This window comes from Streptomyces sp. BBFR51, from assembly GCF_044591655.1.
Taxonomy (GTDB): Bacteria; Actinomycetota; Actinomycetes; order Streptomycetales; family Streptomycetaceae; genus Streptomyces.
The window spans coordinates 3,803,980-3,829,573 of record NZ_CP172448.1; the positions used below are offsets into that span (position 1 = coordinate 3,803,980).

Genomic DNA, 25,594 nt, shown 5'->3' on the forward strand with positions numbered 1-25,594 from the left:
ACCGGCTCAGAACTGCCGGAGAAAAGCCTGCCAGCCCTCGCGGGAGACGGTGACGGTGAGCAGGGGGCCGTCCTGCTGCTTGCTGTCGCGGACGGCTCGGCCGTTCCCGGACGTAGGGGCCACCTCCACGCAGTTGCTCTCTGCTCCGGAGTGCGACGACTTTCGGAAGGGGCCTACGACCTTGGTCACGATCAGTCCTTGGTACTCCGGCCGTACGTCCTCAGACCTTGATACTGCGCCGCACCCGGGCGATCACCTGCTGCGCCTCCGCGCCGTAGACGGCCGACACCGCGAGGGAGTCCCAGACGCACCGGTAGAGAGTGATCGTTTCAGCATCGTCGAGCCAGAGTTCAGCGTGCCAGTCCTCAAGCACGACGAGACGGTCGTCCAGCATGCAGAACGAGTTCGCCGGTGGAAGCCTTAGCGCGCGGTCCAACGGAATGACGCCGAGGCGGACCGTGTCCATGCCCACGAGGCCGAGCAGCCGATCCAGTTGTGCCACCAACACGCTCGGCGGACACACCTGAGCCCAAAGGGCTCCCTCCCACATGAGCAGCTTCAACTGCTTGCCCGGCTAGTACAGCCACTCCTGTCGCTTCATTCGGGCGCGCACCGCTTCCTCCGTGTCGCGCGGAGAGCGCCGGAGCTCCGTGTAGTGCTCGAATACGTGGCGGGCGTAGTCGGCGGTCTGCACCATGCCGCAGACAGTGCTGTTCTCCCACATGACCAGAGTCTGGGATTCCCGCACGAGGGTGTTCCACGTCTCCTGGACGGGTCCATGACCTGCCGCGAGCTGACGGCGCCAGGAGCGGATGTGGCTCTCAAAGCCCTTCAGCCGGGCGCGCAGTTCCGGGAGTACGGCGGGCTGTCCCACAGCCTCGGACCACGTCTTGAGGTCGTCATCCGTCGGCGTCTGCCTGCCGTTCTCCAGCTTGCTGACCTTCGACTGAGGCCATCCCAGCCGGCGGGCCAGTTCCGTACCGGTGAGCCGGCCGTCGGGGCCTTCGACGCGCAACTTCCGGAGTATGCGTCCCAGTTCCTCGCGCGCCCGCTGATAGTCCGTGCTCACCGGTACCCGTTCATGTCCCTACGTGTCGGCGTTCATCTCGGCCGTGAACCGCTTCCACGGTACGGCGTGGTGCCAGGCAGCTTCCCGGATCATGCAGCAGCGCACCACCTCTGAAGGTTCCGTGATCAGGTCCACGTGAGTGAGTTCGTCATCCTGGTCGAACTGCAGGAGCGCGACAAGACGGCTGTCGAACAACCAGAAGTCCTCGGCCGGCAGGCGAAGGCGATCGGCATCGGTCCGCCACACGTTCCGGATGTCCTCGCCGAAGCCGATGTTCCCCTTGGCGCAGTTGAGGAGGTAGCGCTGCCCGGGTGTGGCGGGCTGGTCCACAAGGCGCACGCGTTCCATGCGCTTACCCTGTTCGGTCTGCGCACGGATCGTGTCGCGGAACCAACTGACCTCCGGGGCGTCCGCCCAGTCGTCGCCGACCTCCCCGGTGTCCACGAACTGCTGCCAACGGTCGTTCTTCTCATCGCTGGCGTACCGTCGGCGGGTCTCCAACCGCCACGCGCTGTGCTCGAACTTGCCGAACAGGTCGCCGAACTCGTCCAGATCGATCGTCCGTACCTGCCGCGTCCGCTCCTTCGGCGTCCAGTCCACCAGCAGATCACGCGGGACCACCACCGCGACCTCGCCCGCCGAGAGGTGCTGGAGCTGCGCGAGGTCGCCCTGATCAGTGAGCGGGGGACCGTGCACGATCACCTCGCCGGTGTCCAAGTCCTCGTGCACGGACGGGCATCCGGTGACTCCACTGCCCGTCCCGTTGAACCGTAACCTGCGCGCCACGTATCTCCGCCTTTCGCTCGTTGACGTTGCCTGCGCATCCCAGCGTGGCGACTGCATTAGGTGAATGTCCAAGCATTCAGAGTGACGATGAGAGAATAATGAAGAATATTCTCCCCATGCCTCCCGGCTGCCTCCCTACGGTCGTCCCCTAGCCACACCGACCAGGAAGGGACAGCAATGCCGCACCGAAACGACCTGTACCGACTCGACCTCTCCGACGCCTCGTTCGCGACGGCGTGCGGCGGCAACACCCACCCCGACGGCGAGTCCTGCGTCACCCTCGCCCGTATCGGCAGTGACGCCTGGGCCCTCGGGGACAGCAAGCGGCCGGACGCCGAGCCGCTTCGGTTCACGACCGAGGAGCTGAGCGTCGCCGGGATCGACCCGACGCAGTTCGGGCTGGCGCTCTGATCCCGGAGATCCCAGAACCGCAGGCCCCTTCCCGGCTGCTCCGGCCGGGGAGGGCACCCCGAACGACCGAAGGACACCCGGTGCGACACCTGCATCACCACGGTTACATCTGGGTCGGCCCCAAGTCCCGCTTCGACCAGGAGGCCCTGCGGCGCCCGCCACATCCCGAGCCGCCGCCCGCCGGAAGCCGGCCGGAGCTGGTCCAGCGGTATCGCGAGGTGGCCGCCGAGTTCCCGTCCTGCGACCTGCCCCCGCTGGAAACGCGGAATTGGCTGCGCAAGCCGCCCGTACGGGTGCGCGGCACCTGGTCCGACGCTCGGGACGCCGCAGCATGGCTCCGTGAACGCCTGACCGAGTACGCTCCCCGCTTCCTGTCCGACGCTCAGCGTGACGCGTGCCGTCTGTCCGCCCTCATCACCTCGGCGGAGGCACGGCTGCGGTGGGGCGGAGACCTGTCGCTGGGCCACTACCTCGAACGCCCGACGTTTCTCTCCCTAGCCCTGGTGGCCTGCTCCTCGGAGGACGCATCTCCTGCTCCTCCCTGCCCCATGCCGTGAACGGGGCGGCGGCCCGCCGCGCTACATCGGTTCGACGAGGGCAACCCGCCGTTCGGGCCGCGGGTCAGCCCCCAGGCTCATCCAGTACTCCGTCCCACGAACGATTTGCCCGTCGCGGACGGTCCAGAACGACGCTGCGCGGAAGGCGCCGAGACTGTCGTGCGGCACTTCCACCTCGGAGACGACCTCGTCGCCGTCGGCCACCACCTTGAGCACCCGAATCGACCAGCCTTCCGGGTATTCACGGTTCACCGCGACGAAGTTCCCCCGGCCGACGATGCGTTCGAGGCTGATCGGCCACTCGACAACGACATCCTCGGCGATCAACCCGGCGACGCCCGCCCAGTCACGGGCCTGGATCCGTTCCCACAGTGTCTCGATGGCCTTTGACGATTCCGTCGGTGGAGCCTTTCACACCGGTCTGACAAGAGCCTCGTCAACGGCAAGTCGGTCGTTCCTCAGGCCAGCCCCGCCCCGATGGCGCGCCGGACGGCGTCCGCGCGGTCGCGGATGTGGGCCTTGGCGAACAGGTTGTTGATGTGGGTCTTGACCGTGGCCTCGCTGATGAAGAGCTTCTCGGCGATTCCCCGGTTCGACAGGCCCTGGCCGATCAGGGTGAGGACCTCGCGTTCGCGGGGTGTGAGGTCGTCCGGCAGGGGGTGCCCTGCCGCCCCGCCGGGGGCGGGCGCCGCCTTCGTCCTGGCCGTGGCGAGCAGGCGGTTCTGGACCTCGCGGTCGAGTACGGACTGGCCCGCGCCGGCGGCCCGGATCGCCCGGATGATGTCCTGGCGTCCCGCGTTCTTGGTCAGGTAGCCGCGGGCTCCCGCGCCGAGCGCGCCCAGGATCGACTCGTCGTCGGCGAAGGTGGTCAGGACGACCACCGCGACCTCCGGGTGCTCCTCGGTGAGGCGGCGGGTCGTCTCGATGCCGTCCAGCACGGGCATCCGCAGGTCCATCAGCACCACGTCGACCTGCCCGGCGGCCACCGCCGCCAGTACCTCGCCACCGTCCGCGGCCGCCGCGACGACGTCGATGTCGTCGGCCAGTCCGAGCACCGCGGCGAGCGGCTCCCGCACCGCGGCCTGGTCGTCGGCGACGATCACCCTCAAACGCGCCTGATTCTCGATCTGTTCACTCATCCCGGTATCACCGCTTCCACCAGCCAGCCGCCCTGGTCCTGCCCCTCGGTGACCGGCCCCGCGCTGACGCTTCCGCCCAGCAGGGCGACGCGCTCGCGCATGCCGATCAGCCCCATTCCGCTGCCGACGCCCGGGGTCACCGCACGGGTGGCGGGCCGGTTGCGGATCCTCAGTGTGATCGACGACGCGGCGAACGTCAGCTCCACCTCGACCTTTCCGCCGGGAGCGTGCCGGGCCGCGTTGGTCAGGGCCTCCTGAGCGATCCTCAGCAGGTTCTGCGTCACCTGGGCCGGTGCCTCCCGGACGGTGCCACGGACCGTGAGGGCGTCGTGGTGGCCCGACGACTCGGTCATCGCGGTCAGGCTCTCCAGCAGCGGCAGCGCGTCCTCGCGCAGCGCGTGCACGGTCCACTGCGCCTGCTTCAGGCTCTCCTTGACCAGGCCGTGGGCCTTGTCGTTGGCCTCCCTGACCTTCTCCAGGTCACCGGTGTCGAGCAGGGCGTCGGCCAGTTCCAACTGCATGTTGATCCCGGCGAGGGAGTGCGCGAGGACGTCGTGCACGTCCCGGGCGATCCGGCCGCGCTCGGTCAGCACCGCGGTCCGGGCCTCCGCGCGGGCCGCGCGTTCCGCCGACTCGGCGGCCGAGATCGCCGACCGTACGGCCCGGCGCTGGCTGCGGTTGATGATGCCGACGACGACCGGGAGGCCGGTGGCGAGACCGAGCCCCCAGGGCAGCTCCGGGTCTCCCGGTCCCAGGTCGAAGTACAGGACACCGCCGCTGAGCAGGGAGCACGTCGCCGCAAGCGTGAGAGCCCGCCGGGTTTCGAGGCGGTAGCCGATGTGCCCGGCGAGGAAGAAGGCGAACAGGTAGCTCGCGCCGCTGCCGCTGACCCCGATCAGCGCGACCGCCGCGAGGACGCCGATCGTGAGCCAGAGGAGCGCGAGGCGCGGGGGCACCCGGTGCTCGGGCAGGCCCCGGGCCAGCAGTGCCGCGGAGTTGAGCACGAAGAGGGCGACGACCGCCAGGCCCTGGCCGCTGAACCCCATGGGCCGGATCGTCAGGGCTCCTGCCACGACGACCGCGAGGCTCAGGCCCCACTGCACACGCGGGTCCTGACCGGGGACCGGCCGCGGAACGGGTGGCGCCTCCGCCCCTGGGCTCGGGGACGGAGGGTTCTCGGTGGCGGCGGACACCGGCCGAACATAGCGCACGGTCAGGCCGTACGGTCGAGGGCGGGCACGGCGGGAGCCACTGCCAGGCCCTCGGCCCCGGCCCTGGCGCGGCTGCGCAGGTAGATCGTGGCCACCCGGGTGACCACCTCGGTGACCGCCATCAGCACGAACGCCGTCACCCAGGCCTGGTCGCTCGTGATGTGGTGCGCGATGCTGAACCGCGCGACGTCGTCGGCGCCGCTGCCGTGCTCGACCCAGACCTGGAAGCCCATACGGGCGCCCATGCCCAGCACCCACAGGATCGCCGACACGGCGCCGGCCTTGATCATGAGGTGCCCGTCGAGTGCCCTGATCCGGGTGTAGACGCCGCCTGCGACGCCGAGCACGGCGCCCACGGCCGTCAAGGCCGCGATCAGCACCAGGTCGTTGCCCGCAGTCGGGACGGAGTCCAGGTACGAGTACGCCACGAAGGCGACGATCCCCAGCGGGATCAGGAAGGTCTTGCGGTCGAGCCGGCCTTCCCGCAACTGCCGGAAGACGACGAGAACGAGGGCGATGTCGGTGATCCACTCAGTCGTTGTCATGCCCTCAAGACTGCTCTGACCAGGCCCGCGGCACCTGGACCCATGGGTGGAACCGGGGGTGGAGTTCCGCCGCCGACTCGGCCTCCACCCCCGGTTCCACCCGGTCCTCCCGGAACGGTCCTACCGGCTCAGCCGCTGGAACCTCCGTACCGCCAGCGGCAGGAAGATCGCGGTCAGGACCACCGGCCACGCGGCCGCCATCAGCAGCGCGTGCTGCTCGACCCACGAGTCGCCGCCGCCGACCGGGGTGCCGAAGAGTTCGCGGGCGGCCGCCGCCGTGGACGAGATGGGGTTCCAGGCGGCCACCCAGCCCAGCCAGTCGGGCATGAGCTGCGGGGCGACGAAGATGCTGGAGATCATCGTCAGCGGGAAGGCGACCGCGAACAGTCCGCCCGCCGCCTCCGGGTTGGGGACCATCAGGCCGAGCCACACGCCGAGCCAGATCAGCGCGAACCGCAGCCACAGCAGCAGCCCGAACGCGGCCAGGAACCCCCAGCCGCCGTCCGGGCGCCAGCCCATGGCCAGCGCCGTCAGCATCAGGATCGTCAACTCGGCGCAGGCGACCACGAGATCGGTCACGCCACGTCCGGCGACCACCGCGGAGGAGGACATCGGCATGGAGCGGAACCGGTCGATGACGCCCTTGGTGGAGTCGTAGACGACGACGGTCGCGGTGTTGATGAAGCCGAACGCCATGGTCATCACGAACATGCCCGGCATCAGGAAGTCCTTGTAGTCCCCGCCGCCCGGCACCGTCATCGCGCTGCCGAAGACATACCCGTAGAGGAGGACGGAGAGGATCGGGAAGCCCAGCTGCCAGGCGATGTTGACGGGCTGGCGCTGGTAGTGGGTCAGGCCGCGGCGGACGATGTTGCCGCAGTCGGCGAGCATCCAGTACAGCCTCCCGCGCTCGAGCGGGGCCGTCGCCGGATAGGCGTCGAGGTCGAGGTCGAGGTCGAGGTCGAGGGCACTCATGCCGCCACCGCCTCCTTCTCCGCGCCCTCCGCGCCCTCCGCGCCCTCCGCGCCCTCCGCGCCCTCCGCGCCCTCCGCGCCCTCCGCGCTCGTACGGTGTCCGGTCAGGCGCAGGAACACGTCGTCGAGGCTCGGCCTGCGCAGTCCGATGTCCTCCACCGCGACGCCCTCGTCCTGTAGGGCGCGCGCCACCTCGGTCAGCGCGGACACCCGGTCGGTGACCGGGGCGTGCACCCGCAGCGTCTCCTCGTCGGCCTCGGGTTCGCCGTCGCAGACGCGGGCGACCACCTTGACCACCCTCGGGATCTCGGCCCGCTCGGCGACCACGACCTCGATCCGGTCCCCGCCGACCAGGTTCTTCAGCCCGTCCGGGGTGTCGTCCGCGATGGCGCGGCCCTGGTCGATGACGGTGATGCGGGAGGCCAGCCTGTCGGCCTCCTCCAGGTACTGCGTGGTCAGCAGCACGGTCGTGCCGCTCGCGACCAGCGCCCGCACCGAGTCCCAGACCTCGCCCCGGCTGCGGGGGTCCAGGCCCGTGGTCGGCTCGTCCAGGAACAGGACGGACGGGGCGAGGATCATCGACGCGGCCAGGTCCAGGCGCCGCCGCATGCCGCCGCTGTACTTGCCGACGCCCAGGTCGGCGGCGTCGGTCAGGTCGAACTGCTCCAGCAGCCCGACCGCCCGCGCACGGGCCCGCCTGCCGCCCAGGTGGAACAGGCGCCCGAACATCTCCAGGTTCTGCCGGCCGGTGAGCACCTCGTCCACGGCCGCGTACTGACCGGTGAGGCCGATCCGCGCCCGCACCTCGCGCGCCTGCCGGGCGACGTCCAGGCCGGCCACTTCAGCCCGCCCGCCGTCCAGCCGGACCAGCGTGGACAGGATGCGCACGGCGGTGGTCTTGCCGGCGCCGTTCGGCCCGAGCAGGCCGTGCACGGTGCCCTCGCGGACGGCCAGGTCGAAGCCGTCGAGGGCGCGCTTCTCGCCGTACCGCTTCTCCAGGGCCTCGGCCCGTACCGCGTGTCGCTCACTCATGGGTCCCCCTCTCACTGCCTATCGCCTACTCCCACTCCCACTCCCTAACTGAGTACACCGTACCCGATTACGCGTACACCGTACCCAGTTTTTCGGCGCGGACCTAGACTGACCCCATGGCAAGCGGTACGGAGACCAGTGGCAGCGGCGACATCGACCGCACGCTCGACCTGTTGTGGGACACCGGCAGGCGGCCCAGCCGGGGCCCCAAGCCCGGCCTGACGCCGGAACGGATCGTGGAGGCCGCCGTCGAGGTCGCGGACCGGGACGGGCTCGGCGCGGTCTCGATGCGCAGGATCGCCACCGAGCTGGGCACCGGCACGATGTCCCTGTACCGCTACGTCCCCGGCAAGGGCGAGCTGATCGACCTGATGCTGGACCGCGTGCAGCGGCCCTCCGAGGACCCCGCCGACCTCGGTGACCTCGGTGACGGCGACTGGCGCTCGGCACTCCACGCCCTCGGCCACGCCACGCTCGCCCTCTACCGCCGCCACACCTGGCTGCTGGAGGTCAACCAGTCCCGCCCGATCCTCGGCCCGGCCGCGCTGGACGGCATGGAGAAGGTGCTCGCCCGGATCAAGCCGATGGGCCTGACCGACCCCGAGCTGATCTCGGCGATCATCATGATCGACGGATACGTCGTCGGGGCCGCCCGCACGCAGGTGTTCCAGGAGGAGGCCGAGCGCACCTCCGGCCTGACGGACGCGCAGTTCTGGGCGGCGCAGGAGCCGGTGCTGGTGAAGGCCATGACGAGCGGGCGCTACCCGGTCCTGGCCTCCCTCTCCGAGGACGCCTTCGGCACCGGCTTCGACCACTTCGAGTTCGGGCTCCAGCGCATCCTGGACGGTCTTGAGGTGCTGGTGACCGCGCGGCGCGCGGCTGAGGGTGCGCCCTCAGCGCCGCCGGAACAGCCGGCGTAGGCCGAACAGCGCGACGAGCGCGAGGAGTCCGACCGTCCCGGCCTTGAGCGCCTTCCCGCCCAGGCCGTCGGACCCGTCGGAGCCCGAGGCGTCGGATCCGCCCCCTCCGCCACCCGGACCACCGCCGTCCTCCCCGGGCGCGTCCTCGGCCTTCACGGGGCTGTTGGCGCCCTCCATGCCGAGCAGCAGCTTCTTGCCGTCGGTGGTGTAGGTGACGGACTCGCCCTGCCCCAGGGGCACGCTGATCCGCCCCTTGCGCTGGATCTTCCCGCCGTTCCAGTCGTACCAGATGCCCCCGAGGTAGCCGCGCACGGCGAGTTGCCGCCCGTCCGGGGAGAAGGCGGCGTCCGTGGCCCAGAGGTCGACGGGGACGGTGGGCCGGAAGACGTTGGTGCCGGAGGCGGAGAGCTTCGCCGGGCCCTCGTAGAGATGTCCGCCGTCCTCGTTCTTGTCGATGATGTAGACCCGCCCGGTCTTGGGGTGGACCACCATCGACTCGGCGTCGCGGGCGCCGTCCGCGTACTTCACGACGTACTGCGTCGCCTTGACCGTCTGGTCCTTGAGTTCCTTCGGCTCGGGCAGTTCGTAGATCCACACGTACGGCCAGGTGCCGCCGAGGTTGTCCCCGAGGTCGCCGACGATGATCTTGTTGCCCGGTCCGACGGCGATCGCCTCGACGTCGCGGGGCGTGCCGACGCCGGAGAGCGCGACGCGGGCGACGGTCTTGCCGGTGGAGCCGTCCACGGCGTAGAGGTAGGGGCCGTTGTCCTGGTCGTTGTGCGTCCAGTAGATGCCGGGGTGCAGTTGGGAGGCCGCGAGGCCGCTGGACTCGGTGATGCGCGGGTCCTTGATCGTGAACCCGTCGCTCCCGGCGGGCCCGTCGTCGCCGTCCGACGCTGAGGCGGGCACGGCGAACGCGCCCACGAGAAGGGCCGAGGCGAGGAGGGCGAAGGGTCGGCGCATGCGCCAAGCCTGCCATCCCGCGCGGGCGTTCAGGACGGCGGTCACCCTGGGTGGTCGGGCTCACATCGCGCCGGCCAGGCCGATCGTCCATGATGAGCGGATGCTCAGGTTCATGTTCGTCGGTGACTCCATGACGATCGGGAGCGCCGGCGAACACACGTGGCGCTACCGGCTGTGGCAGCACCTGCGCGACTCCTACGGCCGCCCCTTCACGTTCGTCGGCCCGCGCGAGACCCTCCACGACCAGGTGACGGACGCCCCCACCTCGTACGCCTACGCCGACCCCGGCTTCCCCCGCGCCCACCTGGCCGGCTGGGGCGAGGGCTGGCACCACATGGCCCCGCTGATCGGCGAGACGGTACGGTCCTGCCGCGCGGACGTGCTCCTGGTCTCCCTGGGCCTGATCGACCTCGGCTTCTACACGAACGCGGAGCAGACCGCAGGCAACGTCAGCGCCTTCGTGGCGGAGGCGCGGTCGGCGAACCCGCGCGTGCGCGTGGCGGTGATGCCGGTGCTCCACAACATCCGGGTGGAGGCCGACACGACCTTCGCCGAGCAGGTCCACGGCTTCAACGACCGCCTCGCGAAGACCCTCGCCGACCTCGACGACCCGCGCTCCCCGCTGCTGCTCGTCCCGCGACCGGCGTCGTACGACTTCCACGCGGACACCTACGACGGCACGCACCCCAACGAGAGCGGCGAGCACAAGATCGCGGAGGCCTTCGCGGAGGCGATGGACGAGGAGTGGGGGCTCGGCGGGCCCTACTCCGCCTCCTCGTAGGCCACACATCTGGCATATGCGCGACCTCCCGTGTCCTGGTCGCCGTGCGTATCGTTGTACCGCGCGGCTGTACTCGTCGTTGGGGCAGCCGGGGAGGAGCGCCACGATGACCGTCGTAGACGACAGGATCGCCATGGCCGACATCAATGCTGAGCGCTTGGACGAGTGGTTCGAGCGGCTTGAACGGATGCCTGTCCCCGAAGGATTCAGGGCAGAGATCGTCGAGGGCACCGTTTACATGACACCGCAGCGCGGAACCCACTGGGAAATCATCTTCGAAATCGCCTCGGACATCCGGTTCCGTTTCGGAAGGCGCGCCAAGGTCCTCTCGGACGTCCGCATCGACTTCCCGGGCCACGAGAACGGCTTCTGCCCGGACGTGGTGAAGATGCGCGACGGCGTGAAGGCGGACGACACGGGCCACTGGCGCCACGAGGACGTCGAGTTCGTCGCCGAGGTCATCTCCCAAGGCACCGCCGCCAACGACTACGGCCCAAAGAGGCTCGCGTACGCCGAAGCCGAGGTCCCCCTCTACCTCATCGCCGACCCGTACCAGGGCCGCTGCCACATCTTCACGCACCCCAAGGACGGCGACTACACGACCGAGACCAGGGTCGCCTTCGGGCAGGAGCTGGATCTCACCGACACCGTCCTCGGCCTCACCCTCAGGACCGACACCTTCCCCCGCGACTGACCACCCGCCGCCCGCCCCCGCTTGCCTGGAGTGCACTCCAAGTCGTTGGCTTGGGGACCATGAAGTACACGCAGCTGGGACGCACAGGACTCAAGGTCAGCCGGCTCGTCCTCGGGACGATGAACTTCGGTCCGCAGACCGACGAGGCCGACAGCCACGCGATCATGGACGCGGCGCTGGACGCCGGTATCAACTTCTTCGACACCGCCAACGTGTACGGCTGGGGCGAGAACAAGGGCCGTACCGAGGAGATCATCGGCAACTGGTTCGCCAAGGGCGGCGACCGGCGCGACAAGACCGTCATCGCCACCAAGGTGTACGGCAACATGGCCGCCGACGGCGAGGCGTGGCCCAACCACGACAAGCTGTCCGCCGTGAACATCCGGCGTGCGGTCGACGCCAGCCTCAAGCGGCTGCGGACCGACCACATCGACCTGTACCAGTTCCACCACATCGACCGTTCCACCGGGTTCGACGAGATCTGGCAGGCCGTCGACACCCTGGTCCAGCAGGGCAAGGTGCTCTACGCCGGGTCCTCGAACTTCCCCGGATACAAGATCGCCCAGGCCAACGAGACCGCCGCCCGGCGCGGCGGGACCATCGGTCTGGTCAGCGAGCAGTGCCTGTACAACCTGGCCGAGCGCCGTGCCGAGATGGAGGTGATCCCGGCCGCGCAGGAGTACGGCCTCGGCGTCATCCCGTGGTCGCCGCTGAACGGCGGGCTGCTCGGCGGGGTCATCCGCAAGGAGGTCCAGGGCGGGCGGCGCGCCTCCGGGCGGGCGGCCGACACCCTGGCCGACCCCGCGGGCCGCGCGCGCATCCAGGCCTACGAGGACCTGCTCGACAAGCACGGCATCGAGCCCGGCGAGGCCGCGCTGGCGTGGCTGCTGACCCGGCCGGGCGTGACCGGCCCGATCGTGGGCCCGCGCACCGCCGAGCAGCTCGCGTCGGCGCTGCGGGCCGTGGAGCTGGAGCTGTCGGACGAACTGCTGACCGGGCTCGACGAGATCTTCCCGGGTCCGGGGCCGTCGCCGGAGGCGTTCGCCTGGTAGCACGGTGAGCGACGGTGGCGGCCGCCCACCGGCCACTCAGCCGAGGGCCGCCGCCATCGCCACCACGACGAGCATCAGCACGAGCACACCGGCCATGATCCGGTTACGGGTCTTCGGGTCCACGCCCCCGAGCCTAACCGGAGGCGCCGAGCGGGCTGCGGGCGACCGTCTCGTAACGGGGCTGCTCGCCCGGCACGCCGGAGTCCGGCAGGCGGCTGCGCACCAGCGCCAGCTCCGTCACGGCCCAGGTGGCGCCGGCGAAGCCCGCCAGCGCCTCGACGTAGGGCCGTGCGTCGAACGCCTCCCTGCTGCGGGCCAGGGTCAGGTGGGGCTTGTAGCGCCGGTGCTCCCCCATCTCGACGCCCGCCTTGCGCCCCGCCGACTCCGCGCGGTCCGCGAGCAGCCGCAGGGTCGCCAGACCGCCCTCGGCGCCCGCCCACAGCGCCCGCCCGCGCCCGAACCGGCCGCCGCCGCGCAGCGCCAGCTCGAAGGGCGCGGTGCGGTGGGCCGCCCGCTCCAGGCGGGCCGACAGGTCCGGCACGACGTCGTCCTCGACCTCGCCGTAGAAGGCGAGCGTGAGGTGCCACCCCGGACGGCCGGTCCAGCGCAGCCCGTCCGCACCCGGCAGCCCGCGCAGCACGGCCACCTCTGCGGCGAGGGCGGCGGTGACGTCCTCGGGGGGCAGCACGGCGGCGAACAGTCTCATGCCGGTCAGTCTCCCCCGGAGAACACGTGTACGTCCGCGCGTGTCCTGGTCACCGTGCGTATCGTTGTACCGCGCGGCTGCACTCGCGTCGGGGGCAGCCGGGGAGGAGCGCCACGATGACCGTCCTTGACGACAGGATCGAGATGGCCGAAGAGAGCACCGAGCTGACTCTGGACGTCATGTTCGAGTGGCTCGAGAAGATGCCCGTCCCCGAGGGATACAAGACCGAGATCGTCGGGGGTCACATCTTCATGACGCCACAGCGGGACACCCACTGGGACATCATTCTGGACATCATCGAGCAGCTGCGCGCGAGGTACCCGCGCAAGCGCGTGAAGTCCGACGTCCGTATGGACTACCCGGGGTATCTCAACGGCTTCGCGTCCGATGTCGTGGCCCTGGCCGAAGGGGCCCGGAAGGACGAGAAGGGCCACTGGCGCCCCGAGGACGTCGAGTTCATTGCCGAGGTCATCTCCCGGAGCACGGCCGGCAACGACCACGGCCCCAAGAAGGACGCCTATGCCGCCGCCGACGTCCCGGTGTATCTGATCGTGGATCCCTACGCCGGGGAGTGGCGCCTGCACACCTTGCCGGAGGAGGGCAAATACCACGCGTGCGTCAGCTTCGGCTTCGGCGAGGACGTCGACATGACCGGCACCGTCGTCGGTCTCACCCTCAAGACCGACGACTTCCCCCGCAACTGACCGGACCCCTGGATTTCCGCCTCTACGCCGCCGGCGCCAGCGCCTCCCGCCGCTCCCGCGGTACGAACCGCACCTGCGGATGCCCCCGGTGCCAGCCGACCGACAGCCGCAGGTTGCCGACGCGGGCCAGGACCAGGCCGATGACGAGCGCGGCGGTGGCGGCCACCGCGCCGCCCGCGGCGAAGCCCACCCGGGCGCCGTAGGTGTCGGTGACCCAGCCGACGGCCGGGGCGCCGACCGGGGAGCCGCCGAGGAAGACCATCATGTAAAGGGCCATCACGCGGCCCCGCATGGCCGGGTCGGTGGACATCTGGATGCTGGTGTTGGCGGTGACGTTGACCGTCATGCTGAAGACGCCGATCGGGACCATCAGCAGCGCGAAGAGCCACAGCTCGGGTGCGATCGACGCCACGATCTCCAGGGCGCCGAAGCCGAGGGCCGCCGCGATCAGTACGCGCAGGCGGGCCGTGCCGCGCCGGGCGGCCAGCAGGGCGCCGGCGAGTGAGCCGACGGCCATGAGGGTGTTGAAGAGGCTGTACGCGCCTGCCCCGGCGTCGAAGACGTCGTCGGCGAAGGCGGACAGGAAGACCGGGAAGTTGAAGCCGAAGGTGCCGATGAACCCGACCAGGGTGATCGTCCAGATCAGCTCGGGGCGCCCGGCGACGTAGTGCAGGCCCTCGCGGAGCTGTCCCTTGCCGCGCGGGGCGCGCTGGACGGCGTGCAGTTCACGGGCGCGCATCAGCAGCAGGCAGCTGAGCGGCGCGACGAAGGACAGGCCGTTGGCGAGGAAGGCCCAGCCGGTGCCCACACCGGTGATCATCAGGCCGGCGACGGCGGGGCCGACCAGGCGGGCCGACTGGAAGTTGGCCGAGTTCATGCTGACCGCGTTCTGCAGCTGGTCGCGGCCGACCAGCTCGGAGACGAAGGTCTGGCGGGCCGGGTTGTCCATGACGGTGGCCAGGCCCATCGCGAAGGCGGCGACGTAGACGTGCCAGACCTGGACGTGGCCGCTCAGGGTGAGCACGGCGAGGGCGAGCGCGGTCAGGCCCATCGCGGACTGGGTGACCAGCAGCGTGGGCCGCTTGCGCAGGCGGTCGACGAGGACACCGCCGTAGAGGCCGAAGAGGAGCATCGGCAGGAACTGCAGGGCGGTGGTGATACCGACGGCGGCCGAGGAGCCGGTGAGGCTGAGCACCAGCCAGTCCTGGGCGATGCGCTGCATCCAGGTGCCGATGTTCGAGACGACCTGGCCCATGAAGAACAGGCGGTAGTTCCTGACCTTCAGGGAGGAGAACATCGAGGTCTTGCGAAGGGCGTCGGGGGTGGTCGGATCGTCGTGGCCGTCAGGTGCGGGGGCGGAAGCTGCTCCGGATCCCGTACTCAAAAGGGTTCGCCTCCTCGCGAAAACTGCTTACCGGTGTGCGAGCTTCTCCAGCACGGGGGCGGCGGCGCGCAGTTTCGCCCACTCGTCCTCGTCGAGACCCTCGACCAGCGTGGCCAGGAACGCGTTCCGCTTGCGACGGCTCTCGTCGAGCATGACCACGGCCTGCTCGGTCTGCGTCACGACCTTCTGGCGCCGGTCCTCGGGATGCGGCTCGAGACGGACCAGGCCCTTCGCCTCCAGCAGCGCCACGATGCGGGTCATCGAGGGCGGCTGGACGTGTTCCTTGCGGGCCAGCTCGCCCGGGGTCGCGCTGCCGCAGAGGGAAAGGGTGCCCAGCACCGACATCTCGGTGGGGCTGAGCGACTCGTCGACGCGCTGATGCTTGAGCCGACGGGACAACCGCATCACGGCAGAGCGCAGGGAGTTCACGGCGGCGGCGTCGTCGCCATGCTTGAGGTCCGGCATGTTCCTTAGCGTAACTCATTAGTCTGGCGAAGTACTACCGCACAACCGCCCGCGTTCCCGTGACGCCCGCCACTGAAACCCACAGTTCACCCGTACGAGTGAGTCGTTTCCGGAAATCGGAGCATCACCCGGTCGGCGCGGGCGACCCTCGTACCCATGGGGACCAGCGTGCTCAGCCTGCGGATGGACGGGGAGCTGCTCGACCGGCTCCGGGATCATGCGGCGAAAAGAGGAATGAGCGTCCAGGACTATGTCGTCCGGACGCTCATTCGCGATGACTTCGACGAGCGGTTCCAGTCCGCCGTGGAGGAGACGGAACGGTTCTACGGGGTCCCGTGAGCGTGCCCCGCGGGCCTCACGTCAGGCCGAGGGCGGGCATCAGGTAGTAGAAGGTGAAGACCACCGACACCACGTGCATCGCCACCGGGACCTCGCGGCCCCGCCCGGCCGCCAGGCGCAGCACCGAGAAGGTGATGAAGCCCATGCCGATGCCGTTGGTGATCGAGTAGGTGAACGGCATCATCAGCATCGTCACGAAGGCCGGGATGGCGATCGTGAAGTCGGACCAGTCGATCTCCCTGATCGAGCCGGCCAGGATCAGGAAGCCGACCGCGATCAGCGCCGGGGTGGCCGCCTGGGACGGGACCATGGTGGCGACCGGCGTGAGGAAGAGCGCCAGGGCGAAGAGACCGCCGGTGACGAGGTTGGCGAAGCCGGTGCGGGCGCCCTCGCCGACGCCTGCCGTGGACTCCACGAAGCAGGTCGTGGCCGAGGCGGAACTGGCACCGCCCGCGGCGACCGCGATGCCGTCGACGAACAGGACCTTGTTGATGCCCGGCATCTGGCCCTCGCCGTCGGTCAGCTTCGCCTCGTCGCCGACGCCCATGATCGTGCCCATCGCGTCGAAGAAGCACGACAGCAGCACGGTGAAGACGAACAGCACCCCGGTCAGGACGCCGACCTTGTCGAACCCGCCGAACAGGCTGACCTCTCCCACCAGCCCGAAGTCGGGCGTGGCGACCGGGTTGCCGGGCCACTCCGGGGTCGTCAGACCCCAGGACGGGATGTCGGTGACGGCGTTGACGATCAGCGCGATCACGGTCATCACGACGATCGAGATGAGGATGGCGCCCGGGGTCCTGCGGACGATCAGCGCGAGGGTCAGCAGCACGCCGAGGACGAAGATCAGCACCGGCCAGCCGTGCAGATGACCGCCGGTGCCCAGCTGGAGCGGCACGGTCGTCTCGGCCGCGTCGGGGATCCGGGTGACGAAGCCGGAGTCGACGAGTCCGACGATCATGACGAACAGGCCGATACCGATGGAGATGGCCTTGCGCAGGCCGTAGGGCACGGCGTTCATCACGCGCTCACGCAGGCCGGTGGCGACCAGCAGCATGACGATGAAACCGGCCAGCACCACCATGCCCATGGCGTCCGGCCAGGACATCCGCGGGGCGAGCTGGAGGGCGACGACGGAGTTCACGCCGAGGCCGGCGGCCAGCGCGATCGGGACGTTGCCGATGACGCCCATCAGGAGCGTGGTGAAGGCCGCCGTCAGCGCGGTCGCGGTGACCAGCTGACCGTTGTCGAGCTGGTGGCCGTACATGTCCTTCGCGCTGCCGAGGATGATCGGGTTCAGCACGATGATGTAGGCCATCGCGAAGAAGGTGGCGAAGCCGCCGCGGATCTCGCGGGGCAGGGTGCTGCCGCGCTCGGAGATCCTGAAGTAGCGGTCGAGGCCGTTCTGCGGGGGCCGCCGGTCTTCCGGCGACTCGGGGGACGGGGGAACCTTGGCGGAGGCCGAGGTGGGCATGCGAGGACCTCATCACCAACAGGTTCCCCCACGGCCTTGTTGGTGTTTCCTACGAATGAAAGTGGTCAGAGACAAACGGGTTCAGTATGAACGTATGAGCCACCCAGCGCTATCTCCGCGCGTAGACCCCGAGGGCGCCGCGGCGTCAACCCGTTCGCACCCGCCTCGTAAGCTGTACGCATGACGAAGTGGACACCCACGCACGAGGCGCCGGAGCCCCTGGAGGGCCCCGTGGTTCCGACGATCATCGGCGGTACCGTCCTCTGGTTCGTCCTCTTCCTGGTGCAGCTGCCCTTCTACGGCTGGTTCGACGACCACGGACACACCTGGTGGGTGTGGACCTGCCTGGCCGGCGCCGGCCTCGGTCTGATCGGCATCTGGTACGTCCGGGGGCGCGACGCCGCGATCAAGCGGGACTCCGCCGCACCGGAGCCGCGGGCGGATGGGCCCACCGCGTCGTAGTACCGGCCCACCGCACAGGACGGCCCACCGCGTAGTACCAGGGCAGCACACCGGGTCCGCCCTTCTCGTACCCAGGTCGGATCTTCCCCGCATTCGGCGGGTGAAGCCGTAAAACCGCACGTACCGTCGAATCCATGACGCATCTCGACGCGGGCAGACTCGGCCCCGCGCACCCCCTCGACGCGCCTTCGCCCACGGCCGGGCTCACGGCGGCCGGGGTCGCCGAACGGATCTCGCGCGGTCAGGTCAACGACGTGCCGGTGCGCAGCAGTCGCTCACTGGCCGACATCGTCCGCGCCAACGTCTTCACCCGGTTCAACGCGATCATCGGCGTGCTCTGGGTGATCATGCTGGTCGTCGCGCCGATCCAGGACAGCCTGTTCGGCTTCGTGATCCTCGCCAACACCGGCATCGGCATCGTCCAGGAGTGGCGCGCGAAGAAGACCCTCGACTCGCTGGCCCTGATCGGCGAGGTCCGGCCGACGGTGCGCCGGGACGGGAAGGCCGCCGAGGTCGGTACGTCCGAGATCGTGCTGGACGACGTCATCGAGATCGGTCCCGGGGACAAGGTCGTCGTCGACGGGGTGTGCGTCGAGGCGGACGGGCTGGAGATCGACGAGTCGCTGCTGACCGGTGAGGCCGACCCGGTCGTCAAGCAGCCCGGTGACCAGGTCATGTCCGGCAGCTTCGTGGTCGCGGGCGGCGGCGCGTTCCGGGCGACCAAGGTGGGGCGCGAGGCGTACGCGGCGCAGCTCGCCGAGGAGGCCTCCCGCTTCACGCTGGTCCAGTCCGAGCTGCGCTCCGGCATCTCCACGATCCTCAAGTACGTCACGTGGATGATGGTCCCGACCGCGATCGGCCTGATCCTCAGCCAGCTGCTCGCCAAGGACAACGAGCTGGACGACTCCATCGCGCGGACGGTCGGCGGCATCGTCCCGATGGTCCCGGAGGGCCTGGTCCTGCTCACCTCCGTCGCCTTCGCGATCGGTGTCGTCCGGCTCGGCCGCAAGCAGTGCCTCGTCCAGGAGCTGCCCGCCATCGAGGGCCTGGCCCGCGTCGACACCGTCTGCCTGGACAAGACCGGCACCCTCACCGAGGGCGGCATGGACGTCACCGAACTGCGCGTGCTCGACGGCTCGGACGAGCGTTACGTCCGTACGGTGCTCGGTGCCCTCGGCGCGTCCGACCCGCGCCCGAACGCCTCCCTGAAGGCGATCATCGACGCCTACCCGGCGGACGCGCACTGGCATTGCTCCGAGTCGCTGCCCTTCTCCTCCGCCCGCAAGTACAGCGGCGCCACCCTCGACGAGGGCAACGAGGGCGACGGCACCACCCGTACGTGGCTGCTGGGCGCCCCGGACGTGCTGCTGGCCGAGGACGACCCCGCGCTCGCCGAGACCGGGCGGCTCAACGAGCAGGGTCTGCGAGTCCTGCTGCTGGCCCGCACCGCCCGAGGACTGGACGACCCCGAGGTGGCCGCCGGCGTCGAGCCCACCGCCCTGGTCGTCCTGGAGCAGCGGCTGCGCCCGGACGCCGCCGACACCCTGCGCTACTTCGCCGAGCAGGACGTCCGCGCCAAGGTCATCTCCGGGGACAACGCGGTCTCGGTCGGCGCGGTGGCCGCCAAGCTGGGGCTGTCCGGCGCCACCGTCGACGCGCGCCGGCTGCCCGCCGAGCGGGAGGGGATGGCCGAGGCGCTCGACAGGGGGACGGTCTTCGGACGGGTCACCCCGCAGCAGAAGCGGGAGATGGTGGGCGCCCTCCAGTCCAGCGGCCACACGGTCGCGATGACCGGCGACGGCGTGAACGACGTCCTGGCGCTCAAGGACGCCGACATCGGCGTGGCGATGGGTTCGGGCTCGGAGGCGACGCGGGCGGTCGCGCAGATCGTGCTGCTCAACAACAGCTTCGCCACGCTGCCGTCGGTGGTGGCCGAGGGCCGCCGGGTCATCGGCAACATCACGCGCGTGGCGACCCTGTTCCTGGTCAAGACCGTGTACTCGGTGCTGCTGGCGATCCTGGTGGTCTGCTCGCAGGTCGAGTACCCGTTCCTGCCCCGCCACCTCACCCTGCTCTCGACGCTCACCATCGGCGTCCCCGCCTTCTTCCTGGCCCTCGCCCCGAACAAGGAACGGGCCAGGCCGCACTTCGTACGGCGCGTGATGCGGTACGCGATCCCGGGCGGGGTGGTGGCCGGCGCGGCGACCTTCGTGACGTACCTCGTCGCGCGGAACCACTACTCCGGTCCTCACGCGCTGGACGCGGAGACGAGCGCGGCGACGCTGACGCTGTTCCTGATCTCGATGTGGGTGCTGGCCATCATCGCCCGCCCCTACACCTGGTGGCGCGTGCTCCTGGTGGCGGCGATGGGCCTCGCCTTCGTGGTGGTGCTGGTGGTGCCGTGGCTGCAGGACTTCTTCGCGCTGAAGCTGGTGGGTGTCACGATGCCGTGGACCGCCGTCGGCATCGCGGTGGGGGCGGCGGCCGTCCTGGAACTCCTGTGGAGGTGGGTCGACCGCCGCTTTCCCGCGTAGCGGGCTACTTCACGTCGACGAAGTCGGCGCCCGAGGTGACCGCCGCGGCGGCCGAGTTGCCGGCGAAGACGTAGCGGTAGTAGCCGTCCGCGGTCGCCTTGACGGTGGTGCTCAGCTTGCCCGCCGAGCTGGTCTTGACGGTCTTCAGCTTGGTGTAGGCCTTGGCGCCCTTCTTGAGGTACTGGAGCTGTACCGACTGGCCGCTGTACGCCCCGTACTTGAGGGTCTCCCAGTTGGCGCGGGTGAGCTTGCCGGTGACCGTGAGGGTCTTGCCCTTCTTCACCGGCTCCGGCGCGGCGTTGGTCGTCAGGGCGGCGGCGCGCTGGAACTTGAACGAGCCGGCCTTGGCCTTCCAGACGAAGTCGCCGTCCTTGGCGTCGATCCACGCGTCGACGTACCAGGTGCCGGCCATCGTGTTGCCGAGGTAGTCCGTCCGCGGGTCGATCTTCACCGAGCCGGTGCAGGTCGAGGTGGTGGCGTTGACCTTCTTGCAGGACGGCTTGCCCGTCGACTCGAAGCCGTATCCCGGGCCCTTGAGCACGAAGGAGTCGGCGCCCAGGATGCCGGAGTTGTCGGTGGCCGTCACGCTGACCGAGATGGTCTTGGGGGTGCCGGTGCCGATGGCGGCCTTGTTGTCGCCGTCCACGACGACCTTGGTGATCCGGGTGTCGCCGGTCCCGCCGTCGGCCTGCGCGGCCGGGACGGCGAGGGCGGTCAGGGCCAGGGCACCGGTGGCGGCTGCCGCCAGGACTCGTATGCGCATGTGTTCCCCACGTGGAGACAAGGGGCCCCGGCGGTCGTCACCGCGCCGGGCCCGGAGGGTCATGAGTCTGCTGACTCGCCTCATAGATCCACGACGCGGTGCGATGGTTGTACGGGACGTGAAGGAAATGTGCACACACCTTCACATCCGGTCGGTTCAGTCGAACCAGCGGTCCCTGGCCAGCTCCTCGGTGCGGGACTCGTCCTCCAGCAGCGCCGCCACCTCGAAGCGGCGCGGCCACTGCCCGGCCGCCCAGGCGAGGCCCGCGGCCACGCCTTCCAGCGTTGCCGCGTGCAGCGCACCGTCGTCCGTCAGCCGCCAGTCGATCTCGACGCCGTCGACGACCAGTTCCTCGTGCTCCACGTAGGAGGCGGGGGTACGCGCGCCCAGCAGCACCCGCACCGGCTCCGGTACGTCGTGCTCGGTGCCCTCGGAGTCGATGCGGCCGGTGACGGACTCGCTCAGCCGCCGTACCTGGAACAGCTCCGCCAGCTCGGCGGCCCGGGCCGGCCGGACGGGCAGCAGCGGCATGCCGGACGTGAAGGGCAGCAGGTCCGGCGAGTCGACGACCACGGCGTCGGCGGCGTCCACCACCTCCACCCGGCCGTCGACCACGGCCCGCACCTCGTCCGGCAGGGTGACCCGGTCCGGGTCCAGTTCGGCCAGCGCCCCGTACAGGGCGTGCAGTTGGGCCGCCGCGACCGGTCGGTCGGGGTCGGCGAGGCGGCCGAGGAGTTCGGCCGCGCCGCCGGGCTCGTCGAGGAGGGCGGCGACCGAGGTGCGCACGCCCAGGGCCCGCAGCACCTGCTCGTCCTCGAAGCCGCTCGCGTCGGCCTCCTCGTACAGGCCCCGCAGCAGCGGGTCGCCGCCCGCCGCGCGCAGACCGGCCGGGCGGCGTCCGCCGAGCACCGGGTGCCCGCGCAGCCACCACGCGGTGTACGGCCGTACGACCTCGTGGGTGCCGTCGGGCAGCAGGACGCGCACCGGCTGCACGAGCGCGTCGCGCAGGGGCGGCCGGGACAGCAGGGCGAGGGCCTCGGGCCACCGGTCGTCGTCCACGAGGTCGAGGTCGCGCACGGCGACGATCTCGGTGGCGACCGGCGGGACGGGGCTGTCCGGGAAGCGGTCGAGGACGTCCTCGCTCCACACGTCCACGGCGTCCAGCAGTCCCGCGTCGTCCGGCTCGGCGAAGTCCCCCTCGCGGGGCTCCAGTTCGTCGGGGTCCAGGACGACGTCGGTGGCGCGGACGAGCGCGAAGGTGACGAGCACGCCGCAGGCGGCCAGCGGCTCGGTCCCCCACTTCTCGGCCAGCTCGGCGTCCACTGCGGCGAGTTCGTCCTCGCGCATGACCTGGGCGAACGGGCTGCCGGGGAAGACGAGTTCGCCCGCCGGGGAGAGTTCGCCGTCCTCGTCGGGCAGGGCGAGCGCGCCCAGCCAGGGCTCCTCGCCGGGGTCGAGTCCCGCGTCGCGGACCAGGCCGAGGACGGTGTCGGCCAGCTCCTCGGCGTCAAGGGCGTCCTCCTCCCAGTTCGCGGCGTACTCGTCGTCCAGGGAGGCGGCGACGGCGGCCCGGACCTGCGGGGTGGTGAGCACGGCACGCGGGGTGGCCGGCAGGGCGCCGAGCTTCTCCAGCAGCGGGTGCACGGCGTCCGGGTGGGCGACCTTCAGGCCGAGCCTGGTGAGGACCTCCGGGTCCAGCGAGGCGGCGTCCGGGGAGGGCAGCAGCACCTGCCGGGGTCCGATGGTCGTCCGGCCGTCGGCAAGAGGCACTGGCAGCCCGGACAGCCGGTCGGGGTCGACTCCGGCGAGGCTGTCGTAGAGCCGCCACCACCAGCCGGGCGCCTTCTCCAGACCCGCCAGCCGGTCGACCGCGTCGGTCAGCGGCACCCGGGCCACGCCCAGCGTGCGCAGTTCGGGGCGGCGTTCGAGACCGGCGGGCAGCAGCGTCGGCAGCACCTCGGCCAGCACCCGCACGGTGTCGGCGCCCGCGCCCTCCACCACCTCGGCGTCGCGCGGCCGCAGCGACTCCGGAAGATCGTCCTCCGCGTCCCCGCCCCCGGAGGGCAGGGCGGGCGGCAGGAAGGAGGTACGCGGCAGCCGGTCGAGGATCGCCTGCCGCAGCGCGCCGTCCAGTTCACCCCGGCCCAGCGCCCCCGGCACCAGGTCGATGAGGCCGGCGCCGACCGGCCGCCAGTCGGCGAGCAGCCCGGCGTAGGCGTCGGCCGCCCGCTCCGTCAGGAAGTCGGTCAGCGGGCCGGGCGCGGTGTGCCGGCGGGTGGTGTCCAGCGGGAACGACGCGATGAGCAGGGCGGGCACGCCGAGGGGCTCGTCGCTGGGCGTCGGGGCGTGCACGACGGGGCTGGTGCGGGGGCGCGCGGGAGCGCCGTCGGCGTCGACGGGCACCGCCCACAGCACGGACCAGTGGGGCCGCAGCCGCTCCTCCACCGGCCGGTCGGCGAGCAGGTCGGGGGTGAGGGGCCCGTGTGCGGCGGCGGTGCGCCAGCGGGTGACGCCCTCGCTGGAGTCCTCGACGACGGTCAGCGAGTCCTCGGTGCGACGGGAGAGGGTGCGCACCTCGTCCCCTGCCTCGACCACCACCTCCTCCAGGCCCGGCAGGGCGAGGAGCAGGGCGTCGTCCACGGCGTGCAGGAGCCGCTCGGCGAGATCGGCGGCGGCCGTGTCGCGCAGCGGGAGGATGACGGCGGTGTCGTACGGGTCGGGGGCGCTGCCCTCGGCGGGGAACGGCAGCCGCAGCAGCGGAACGTGTCCGTCGCGCCGCCGGATCTCGTCCCCGAGGCCGGGACTGTGCCGGGCGGTGTCCGCGGCCAGGTCACGGGCCTCGGCCAGCGACCAGCGCACCCCGCCGTGCCGGCCGACGACGGCGGGCTCGTCGGTGACGGCCAGGACGGCGGCGAAGCCGACCCCGAACCGGCCGACCGAGCCGTCCTCGGCGTCCCGCTTGGCGGAGGCGCGCAGCGTGGACAGCGACTCGACTCCGGTCGCGTCCAGCGCGGCGCCGGTGTTGGCGGCGACGAGGACACCGTCGCGCAGGGTCAGCCGGAGCCGGCCGGGCACACCGGCGCGGGCGGCGGCGTCGGCGGCGTTCTGCGCGAGCTCGACGACCAGCCGGTCGCGGTAGCCGCCGAGGACGAGGTCCTCCTCCGCGTTGGCGTCCTCACGGAACCGGGCCGGGCTCGTCGCCCAGGCGTCCAGCACCCCGCGCCGCAGACGTGCCGTACCGAACGGGTCCGCGCCCTCGGCGGCAGGCCGTACGAACATGCTCACGGTGACTCTCCTCATCGACGGACCACGAAGGTACCGCCCAAGCAGCCCGACCGGCGTTTGAGGACGAGGCCGTCAAGGCCGAAGGGGGGTCCGGGGGCGCAGCCCCCGGGGACGCGAGCCACCACGCACCCGCACCCGAGAACGCACCCGCCCCTACGAATGCCCCAGCTCCGCCGAGGCCACGTCCTCGGCCACCGGAACCGACCCCGAGTCCGCGGCCGGCCGCAGCGGGAACGGATCCACCCGCGTCTCGTCGATCACCGGCGGAGCCACCCGCGGCGGCTTCGGCATGACCGCCGCCTCGGAGTGCCCACCGCACCCGTAGGCCAGCGACACGACGTGGCCGTCGGCCGGGGAGAACTCGTTGGCGCACACCCCGAAGGCCTGCCCCAGCGAGCCGCCGATCCGGGCCAGGAAGCCGCAGCTGACGCAGGAGGCGGGGGCCGCCTGGGCCATCGCGGTCTTGGGGCCGTAGCCGTCCTCCCAGCGGTCGGCGGCGACGTGCAGGCCGTACCGGGACAGCACCCGGGTGCGGCGCAGGCCCAGTTCCTCGGCGACCGCCGAGATGGTGCCGCGGGCCGGGACGGTGGACAGCTCGGCGGGCGGGCCGGCCGTCACCTCGGCGTCCTCCGCCTCGACCAGGTCGGCCATCTCGTGGGAGACCGCGGAGTTCGGCGGCGGCTCGTCCTCGCCGGTCCAGCCGGGCTCGAGACGCAGGTCCTCCGCGTCCGTGGGCAGCAGGTCGCCGGGGCCCATGTCGCCGGGGCGCAGGCGCTCGCTCCACGGCACCCACTCGGGCGCGAGCAGGGCGTCGGGGCCGGGCAGCAGCACCGCCTCGTCCACCGTGACGATCTTGGCGCGGGAGGCGCGGGCCACGGTCACGGCCCAGCGCCAGCCCCGGTACCCCATCTCCTTGCAGGCGAAGTGGTGCGTGACGACCCGGTCGCCCTCCGACACCATGCCCTCGTGCTCGCCGACGACGCCGGGGTCGGCGGCCTCCTCGGCTGCGGCGCGGGCGAGGTCGACGGCCTCGGCGCACAGACGGTCAGGGGTGCGGCTTCGCGTTGTCGCTGCGCTCACAGGTATCGCTTCTCTCCATACGCCGTCTCACGAGTGCACCGCTGTGTGCGAGGGGGCGGACGGAGCGGACCTGTGGACCGCGTCGACGTCCGCGCCCGATCGCGCTCGGGCGCACCTACGTCATCCATTCTGCGGGATGGCCGTATGGCGCGCGGCCGAGAACGTTCGCCACGGCGCGCTAGGCACGCTACCTGCTCAGGTGCGCTGGGCCTACACCGACGGGAGTTTCGGCGGGGTACGGACCGGTGTTCCCGGGCGGTGTCA

General features: G+C 71.0%; 26 protein-coding genes and 1 pseudogene. 10 read left to right on the forward strand and 17 right to left on the reverse strand.

Translation table 11 applies throughout. The features are described 5' to 3' along the window. Positions 1 to 6 precede the first annotated feature (6 nt). The 3 genes and pseudogenes from ACGH7X_RS17180 to ACGH7X_RS17190 form a co-directional block, all read right to left on the reverse strand. Positions 7 to 189: a DUF397 domain-containing protein gene (locus ACGH7X_RS17180; RefSeq protein WP_399886224.1), complete on the reverse strand. Its 183-nt coding sequence runs from the start codon at positions 187 to 189 to the stop codon at positions 7 to 9. A 31-nt stretch (positions 190 to 220) separates the two neighbouring features. Continuing rightward, positions 221 to 1,069, reverse strand: a pseudogene (locus ACGH7X_RS17185) (helix-turn-helix domain-containing protein). Positions 1,070 to 1,087: 18 nt separating this feature from the next. Beyond that, complete coding sequence (locus ACGH7X_RS17190; protein WP_399897101.1) at positions 1,088 to 1,855, reverse strand: DUF6879 family protein; 768 nt, start codon at positions 1,853 to 1,855, stop codon at positions 1,088 to 1,090. 177 nt (positions 1,856 to 2,032) lie between these two features. On the opposite strand from ACGH7X_RS17190, the gene ACGH7X_RS17195 reads away from it, so the two are divergent. Together ACGH7X_RS17195 and ACGH7X_RS17200 are read left to right on the forward strand one after the other, a co-directional pair. Beyond that, positions 2,033 to 2,266 (forward strand): DUF397 domain-containing protein, encoded by a 234-nt coding sequence (locus ACGH7X_RS17195; protein ID WP_399886225.1) that lies wholly within the window; start codon positions 2,033 to 2,035, stop codon positions 2,264 to 2,266. An 89-nt stretch (positions 2,267 to 2,355) separates the two neighbouring features. Next, positions 2,356 to 2,823: a hypothetical protein gene (locus tag ACGH7X_RS17200; protein ID WP_399897104.1), complete on the forward strand. Its 468-nt coding sequence runs from the start codon at positions 2,356 to 2,358 to the stop codon at positions 2,821 to 2,823. Between the two features lie 21 nt (positions 2,824 to 2,844). On the opposite strand, the gene ACGH7X_RS17205 is transcribed toward ACGH7X_RS17200, so the two are convergent. The 6 genes from ACGH7X_RS17205 to ACGH7X_RS17230 all read right to left on the reverse strand — a co-directional run bounded on the left by ACGH7X_RS17205 (position 2,845) and on the right by ACGH7X_RS17230 (position 7,724). Then, entirely contained in the window at positions 2,845 to 3,204 is a 360-nt protein-coding gene (locus tag ACGH7X_RS17205) for a nuclear transport factor 2 family protein (protein WP_399897106.1), read from the reverse strand. 77 nt (positions 3,205 to 3,281) lie between these two features. Then, entirely contained in the window at positions 3,282 to 3,962 is a 681-nt protein-coding gene (locus ACGH7X_RS17210; protein WP_399886226.1) for a response regulator, read from the reverse strand. Then, positions 3,959 to 5,173: a sensor histidine kinase gene (locus ACGH7X_RS17215; protein ID WP_399886227.1), complete on the reverse strand. Its 1,215-nt coding sequence runs from the start codon at positions 5,171 to 5,173 to the stop codon at positions 3,959 to 3,961. Before ACGH7X_RS17215 ends, ACGH7X_RS17210 begins: the two co-directional genes overlap by 4 nt. A gap of 2 nt (positions 5,174 to 5,175) precedes the next feature. After that, positions 5,176 to 5,718, reverse strand: a complete 543-nt coding sequence (locus ACGH7X_RS17220) for a hypothetical protein (RefSeq protein ID WP_399886228.1) — start codon at positions 5,716 to 5,718, stop codon at positions 5,176 to 5,178. A gap of 120 nt (positions 5,719 to 5,838) precedes the next feature. Further along, positions 5,839 to 6,609, reverse strand: a complete 771-nt coding sequence (locus ACGH7X_RS17225; RefSeq protein WP_399897109.1) for an ABC transporter permease — start codon at positions 6,607 to 6,609, stop codon at positions 5,839 to 5,841. Between the two features lie 80 nt (positions 6,610 to 6,689). After that, complete coding sequence (locus tag ACGH7X_RS17230; RefSeq protein ID WP_399886229.1) at positions 6,690 to 7,724, reverse strand: ATP-binding cassette domain-containing protein; 1,035 nt, start codon at positions 7,722 to 7,724, stop codon at positions 6,690 to 6,692. A 116-nt stretch (positions 7,725 to 7,840) separates the two neighbouring features. Between ACGH7X_RS17230 and ACGH7X_RS17235 the strand changes: the two genes are divergently transcribed. Beyond that, positions 7,841 to 8,644 carry a TetR/AcrR family transcriptional regulator gene (locus tag ACGH7X_RS17235; RefSeq protein ID WP_399886230.1) on the forward strand — a complete coding sequence of 268 codons (804 nt, stop codon included), beginning with the start codon at positions 7,841 to 7,843 and terminating at the stop codon, positions 8,642 to 8,644. Here ACGH7X_RS17235 and ACGH7X_RS17240 read toward each other — a convergent pair. Next, positions 8,618 to 9,607, reverse strand: coding sequence for a WD40 repeat domain-containing protein (locus ACGH7X_RS17240; RefSeq protein WP_399886231.1), 990 nt, complete (start codon positions 9,605 to 9,607; stop codon positions 8,618 to 8,620). The genes ACGH7X_RS17235 and ACGH7X_RS17240 overlap by 27 nt on opposite strands. A 100-nt stretch (positions 9,608 to 9,707) precedes the next feature. On the opposite strand from ACGH7X_RS17240, the gene ACGH7X_RS17245 reads away from it, so the two are divergent. The 3 genes from ACGH7X_RS17245 to ACGH7X_RS17255 all read left to right on the forward strand — a co-directional run bounded on the left by ACGH7X_RS17245 (position 9,708) and on the right by ACGH7X_RS17255 (position 12,134). Continuing rightward, positions 9,708 to 10,388 carry a GDSL-type esterase/lipase family protein gene (locus tag ACGH7X_RS17245; protein WP_399886232.1) on the forward strand — a complete coding sequence of 227 codons (681 nt, stop codon included), beginning with the start codon at positions 9,708 to 9,710 and terminating at the stop codon, positions 10,386 to 10,388. 106 nt (positions 10,389 to 10,494) lie between these two features. Next, positions 10,495 to 11,082 carry a Uma2 family endonuclease gene (locus ACGH7X_RS17250; RefSeq protein WP_399886234.1) on the forward strand — a complete coding sequence of 196 codons (588 nt, stop codon included), beginning with the start codon at positions 10,495 to 10,497 and terminating at the stop codon, positions 11,080 to 11,082. A gap of 59 nt (positions 11,083 to 11,141) precedes the next feature. Continuing rightward, entirely contained in the window at positions 11,142 to 12,134 is a 993-nt protein-coding gene (locus tag ACGH7X_RS17255) for an aldo/keto reductase (protein WP_399886235.1), read from the forward strand. Between the two features lie 133 nt (positions 12,135 to 12,267). On the opposite strand, the gene thpR is transcribed toward ACGH7X_RS17255, so the two are convergent. Continuing rightward, entirely contained in the window at positions 12,268 to 12,840 is a 573-nt protein-coding gene (gene thpR / locus ACGH7X_RS17260; RefSeq protein WP_399886236.1) for an RNA 2',3'-cyclic phosphodiesterase, read from the reverse strand. Positions 12,841 to 12,956: 116 nt separating this feature from the next. On the opposite strand from thpR, the gene ACGH7X_RS17265 reads away from it, so the two are divergent. Beyond that, entirely contained in the window at positions 12,957 to 13,544 is a 588-nt protein-coding gene (locus ACGH7X_RS17265) for a Uma2 family endonuclease (RefSeq protein ID WP_399886237.1), read from the forward strand. 22 nt (positions 13,545 to 13,566) lie between these two features. Here the strand turns inward: ACGH7X_RS17265 and ACGH7X_RS17270 are convergent, their stop codons facing one another. Both ACGH7X_RS17270 and ACGH7X_RS17275 read right to left on the reverse strand, forming a co-directional pair. Next, a complete protein-coding gene (locus ACGH7X_RS17270; protein ID WP_399886238.1) occupies positions 13,567 to 14,928 on the reverse strand; it encodes an MFS transporter in 1,362 nt (453 codons plus the stop codon). Positions 14,929 to 14,955: 27 nt separating this feature from the next. Continuing rightward, positions 14,956 to 15,393, reverse strand: a complete 438-nt coding sequence (locus ACGH7X_RS17275; RefSeq protein ID WP_399886239.1) for a MarR family winged helix-turn-helix transcriptional regulator — start codon at positions 15,391 to 15,393, stop codon at positions 14,956 to 14,958. 156 nt (positions 15,394 to 15,549) lie between these two features. On the opposite strand from ACGH7X_RS17275, the gene ACGH7X_RS17280 reads away from it, so the two are divergent. Further along, positions 15,550 to 15,732 (forward strand): ribbon-helix-helix protein, CopG family, encoded by a 183-nt coding sequence (locus tag ACGH7X_RS17280; protein ID WP_398321362.1) that lies wholly within the window; start codon positions 15,550 to 15,552, stop codon positions 15,730 to 15,732. A 16-nt stretch (positions 15,733 to 15,748) separates the two neighbouring features. Here the strand turns inward: ACGH7X_RS17280 and ACGH7X_RS17285 are convergent, their stop codons facing one another. After that, complete coding sequence (locus ACGH7X_RS17285; RefSeq protein WP_399886240.1) at positions 15,749 to 17,206, reverse strand: NCS2 family permease; 1,458 nt, start codon at positions 17,204 to 17,206, stop codon at positions 15,749 to 15,751. 180 nt (positions 17,207 to 17,386) lie between these two features. Between ACGH7X_RS17285 and ACGH7X_RS17290 the strand changes: the two genes are divergently transcribed. Together ACGH7X_RS17290 and ACGH7X_RS17295 are read left to right on the forward strand one after the other, a co-directional pair. Continuing rightward, positions 17,387 to 17,668, forward strand: coding sequence for a DUF2530 domain-containing protein (locus ACGH7X_RS17290; protein WP_399886241.1), 282 nt, complete (start codon positions 17,387 to 17,389; stop codon positions 17,666 to 17,668). A gap of 134 nt (positions 17,669 to 17,802) precedes the next feature. Next, entirely contained in the window at positions 17,803 to 20,202 is a 2,400-nt protein-coding gene (locus tag ACGH7X_RS17295) for an HAD-IC family P-type ATPase (protein WP_399886242.1), read from the forward strand. 4 nt (positions 20,203 to 20,206) lie between these two features. Here ACGH7X_RS17295 and ACGH7X_RS17300 read toward each other — a convergent pair whose 3' ends face one another. From ACGH7X_RS17300 to ACGH7X_RS17310, 3 genes are all read right to left on the reverse strand, one after another. Beyond that, the gene (locus ACGH7X_RS17300) at positions 20,207 to 20,965 is read right to left on the reverse strand and encodes a calcium-binding protein (protein WP_399886243.1); all 759 of its coding nucleotides are present in this window, start codon (positions 20,963 to 20,965) and stop codon (positions 20,207 to 20,209) included. A gap of 156 nt (positions 20,966 to 21,121) precedes the next feature. Continuing rightward, positions 21,122 to 24,250: a sacsin N-terminal ATP-binding-like domain-containing protein gene (locus tag ACGH7X_RS17305; RefSeq protein WP_399886244.1), complete on the reverse strand. Its 3,129-nt coding sequence runs from the start codon at positions 24,248 to 24,250 to the stop codon at positions 21,122 to 21,124. Positions 24,251 to 24,403: 153 nt separating this feature from the next. After that, positions 24,404 to 25,330 (reverse strand): DUF3027 domain-containing protein, encoded by a 927-nt coding sequence (locus tag ACGH7X_RS17310; RefSeq protein WP_399886246.1) that lies wholly within the window; start codon positions 25,328 to 25,330, stop codon positions 24,404 to 24,406. Positions 25,331 to 25,594 lie beyond the last annotated feature (264 nt).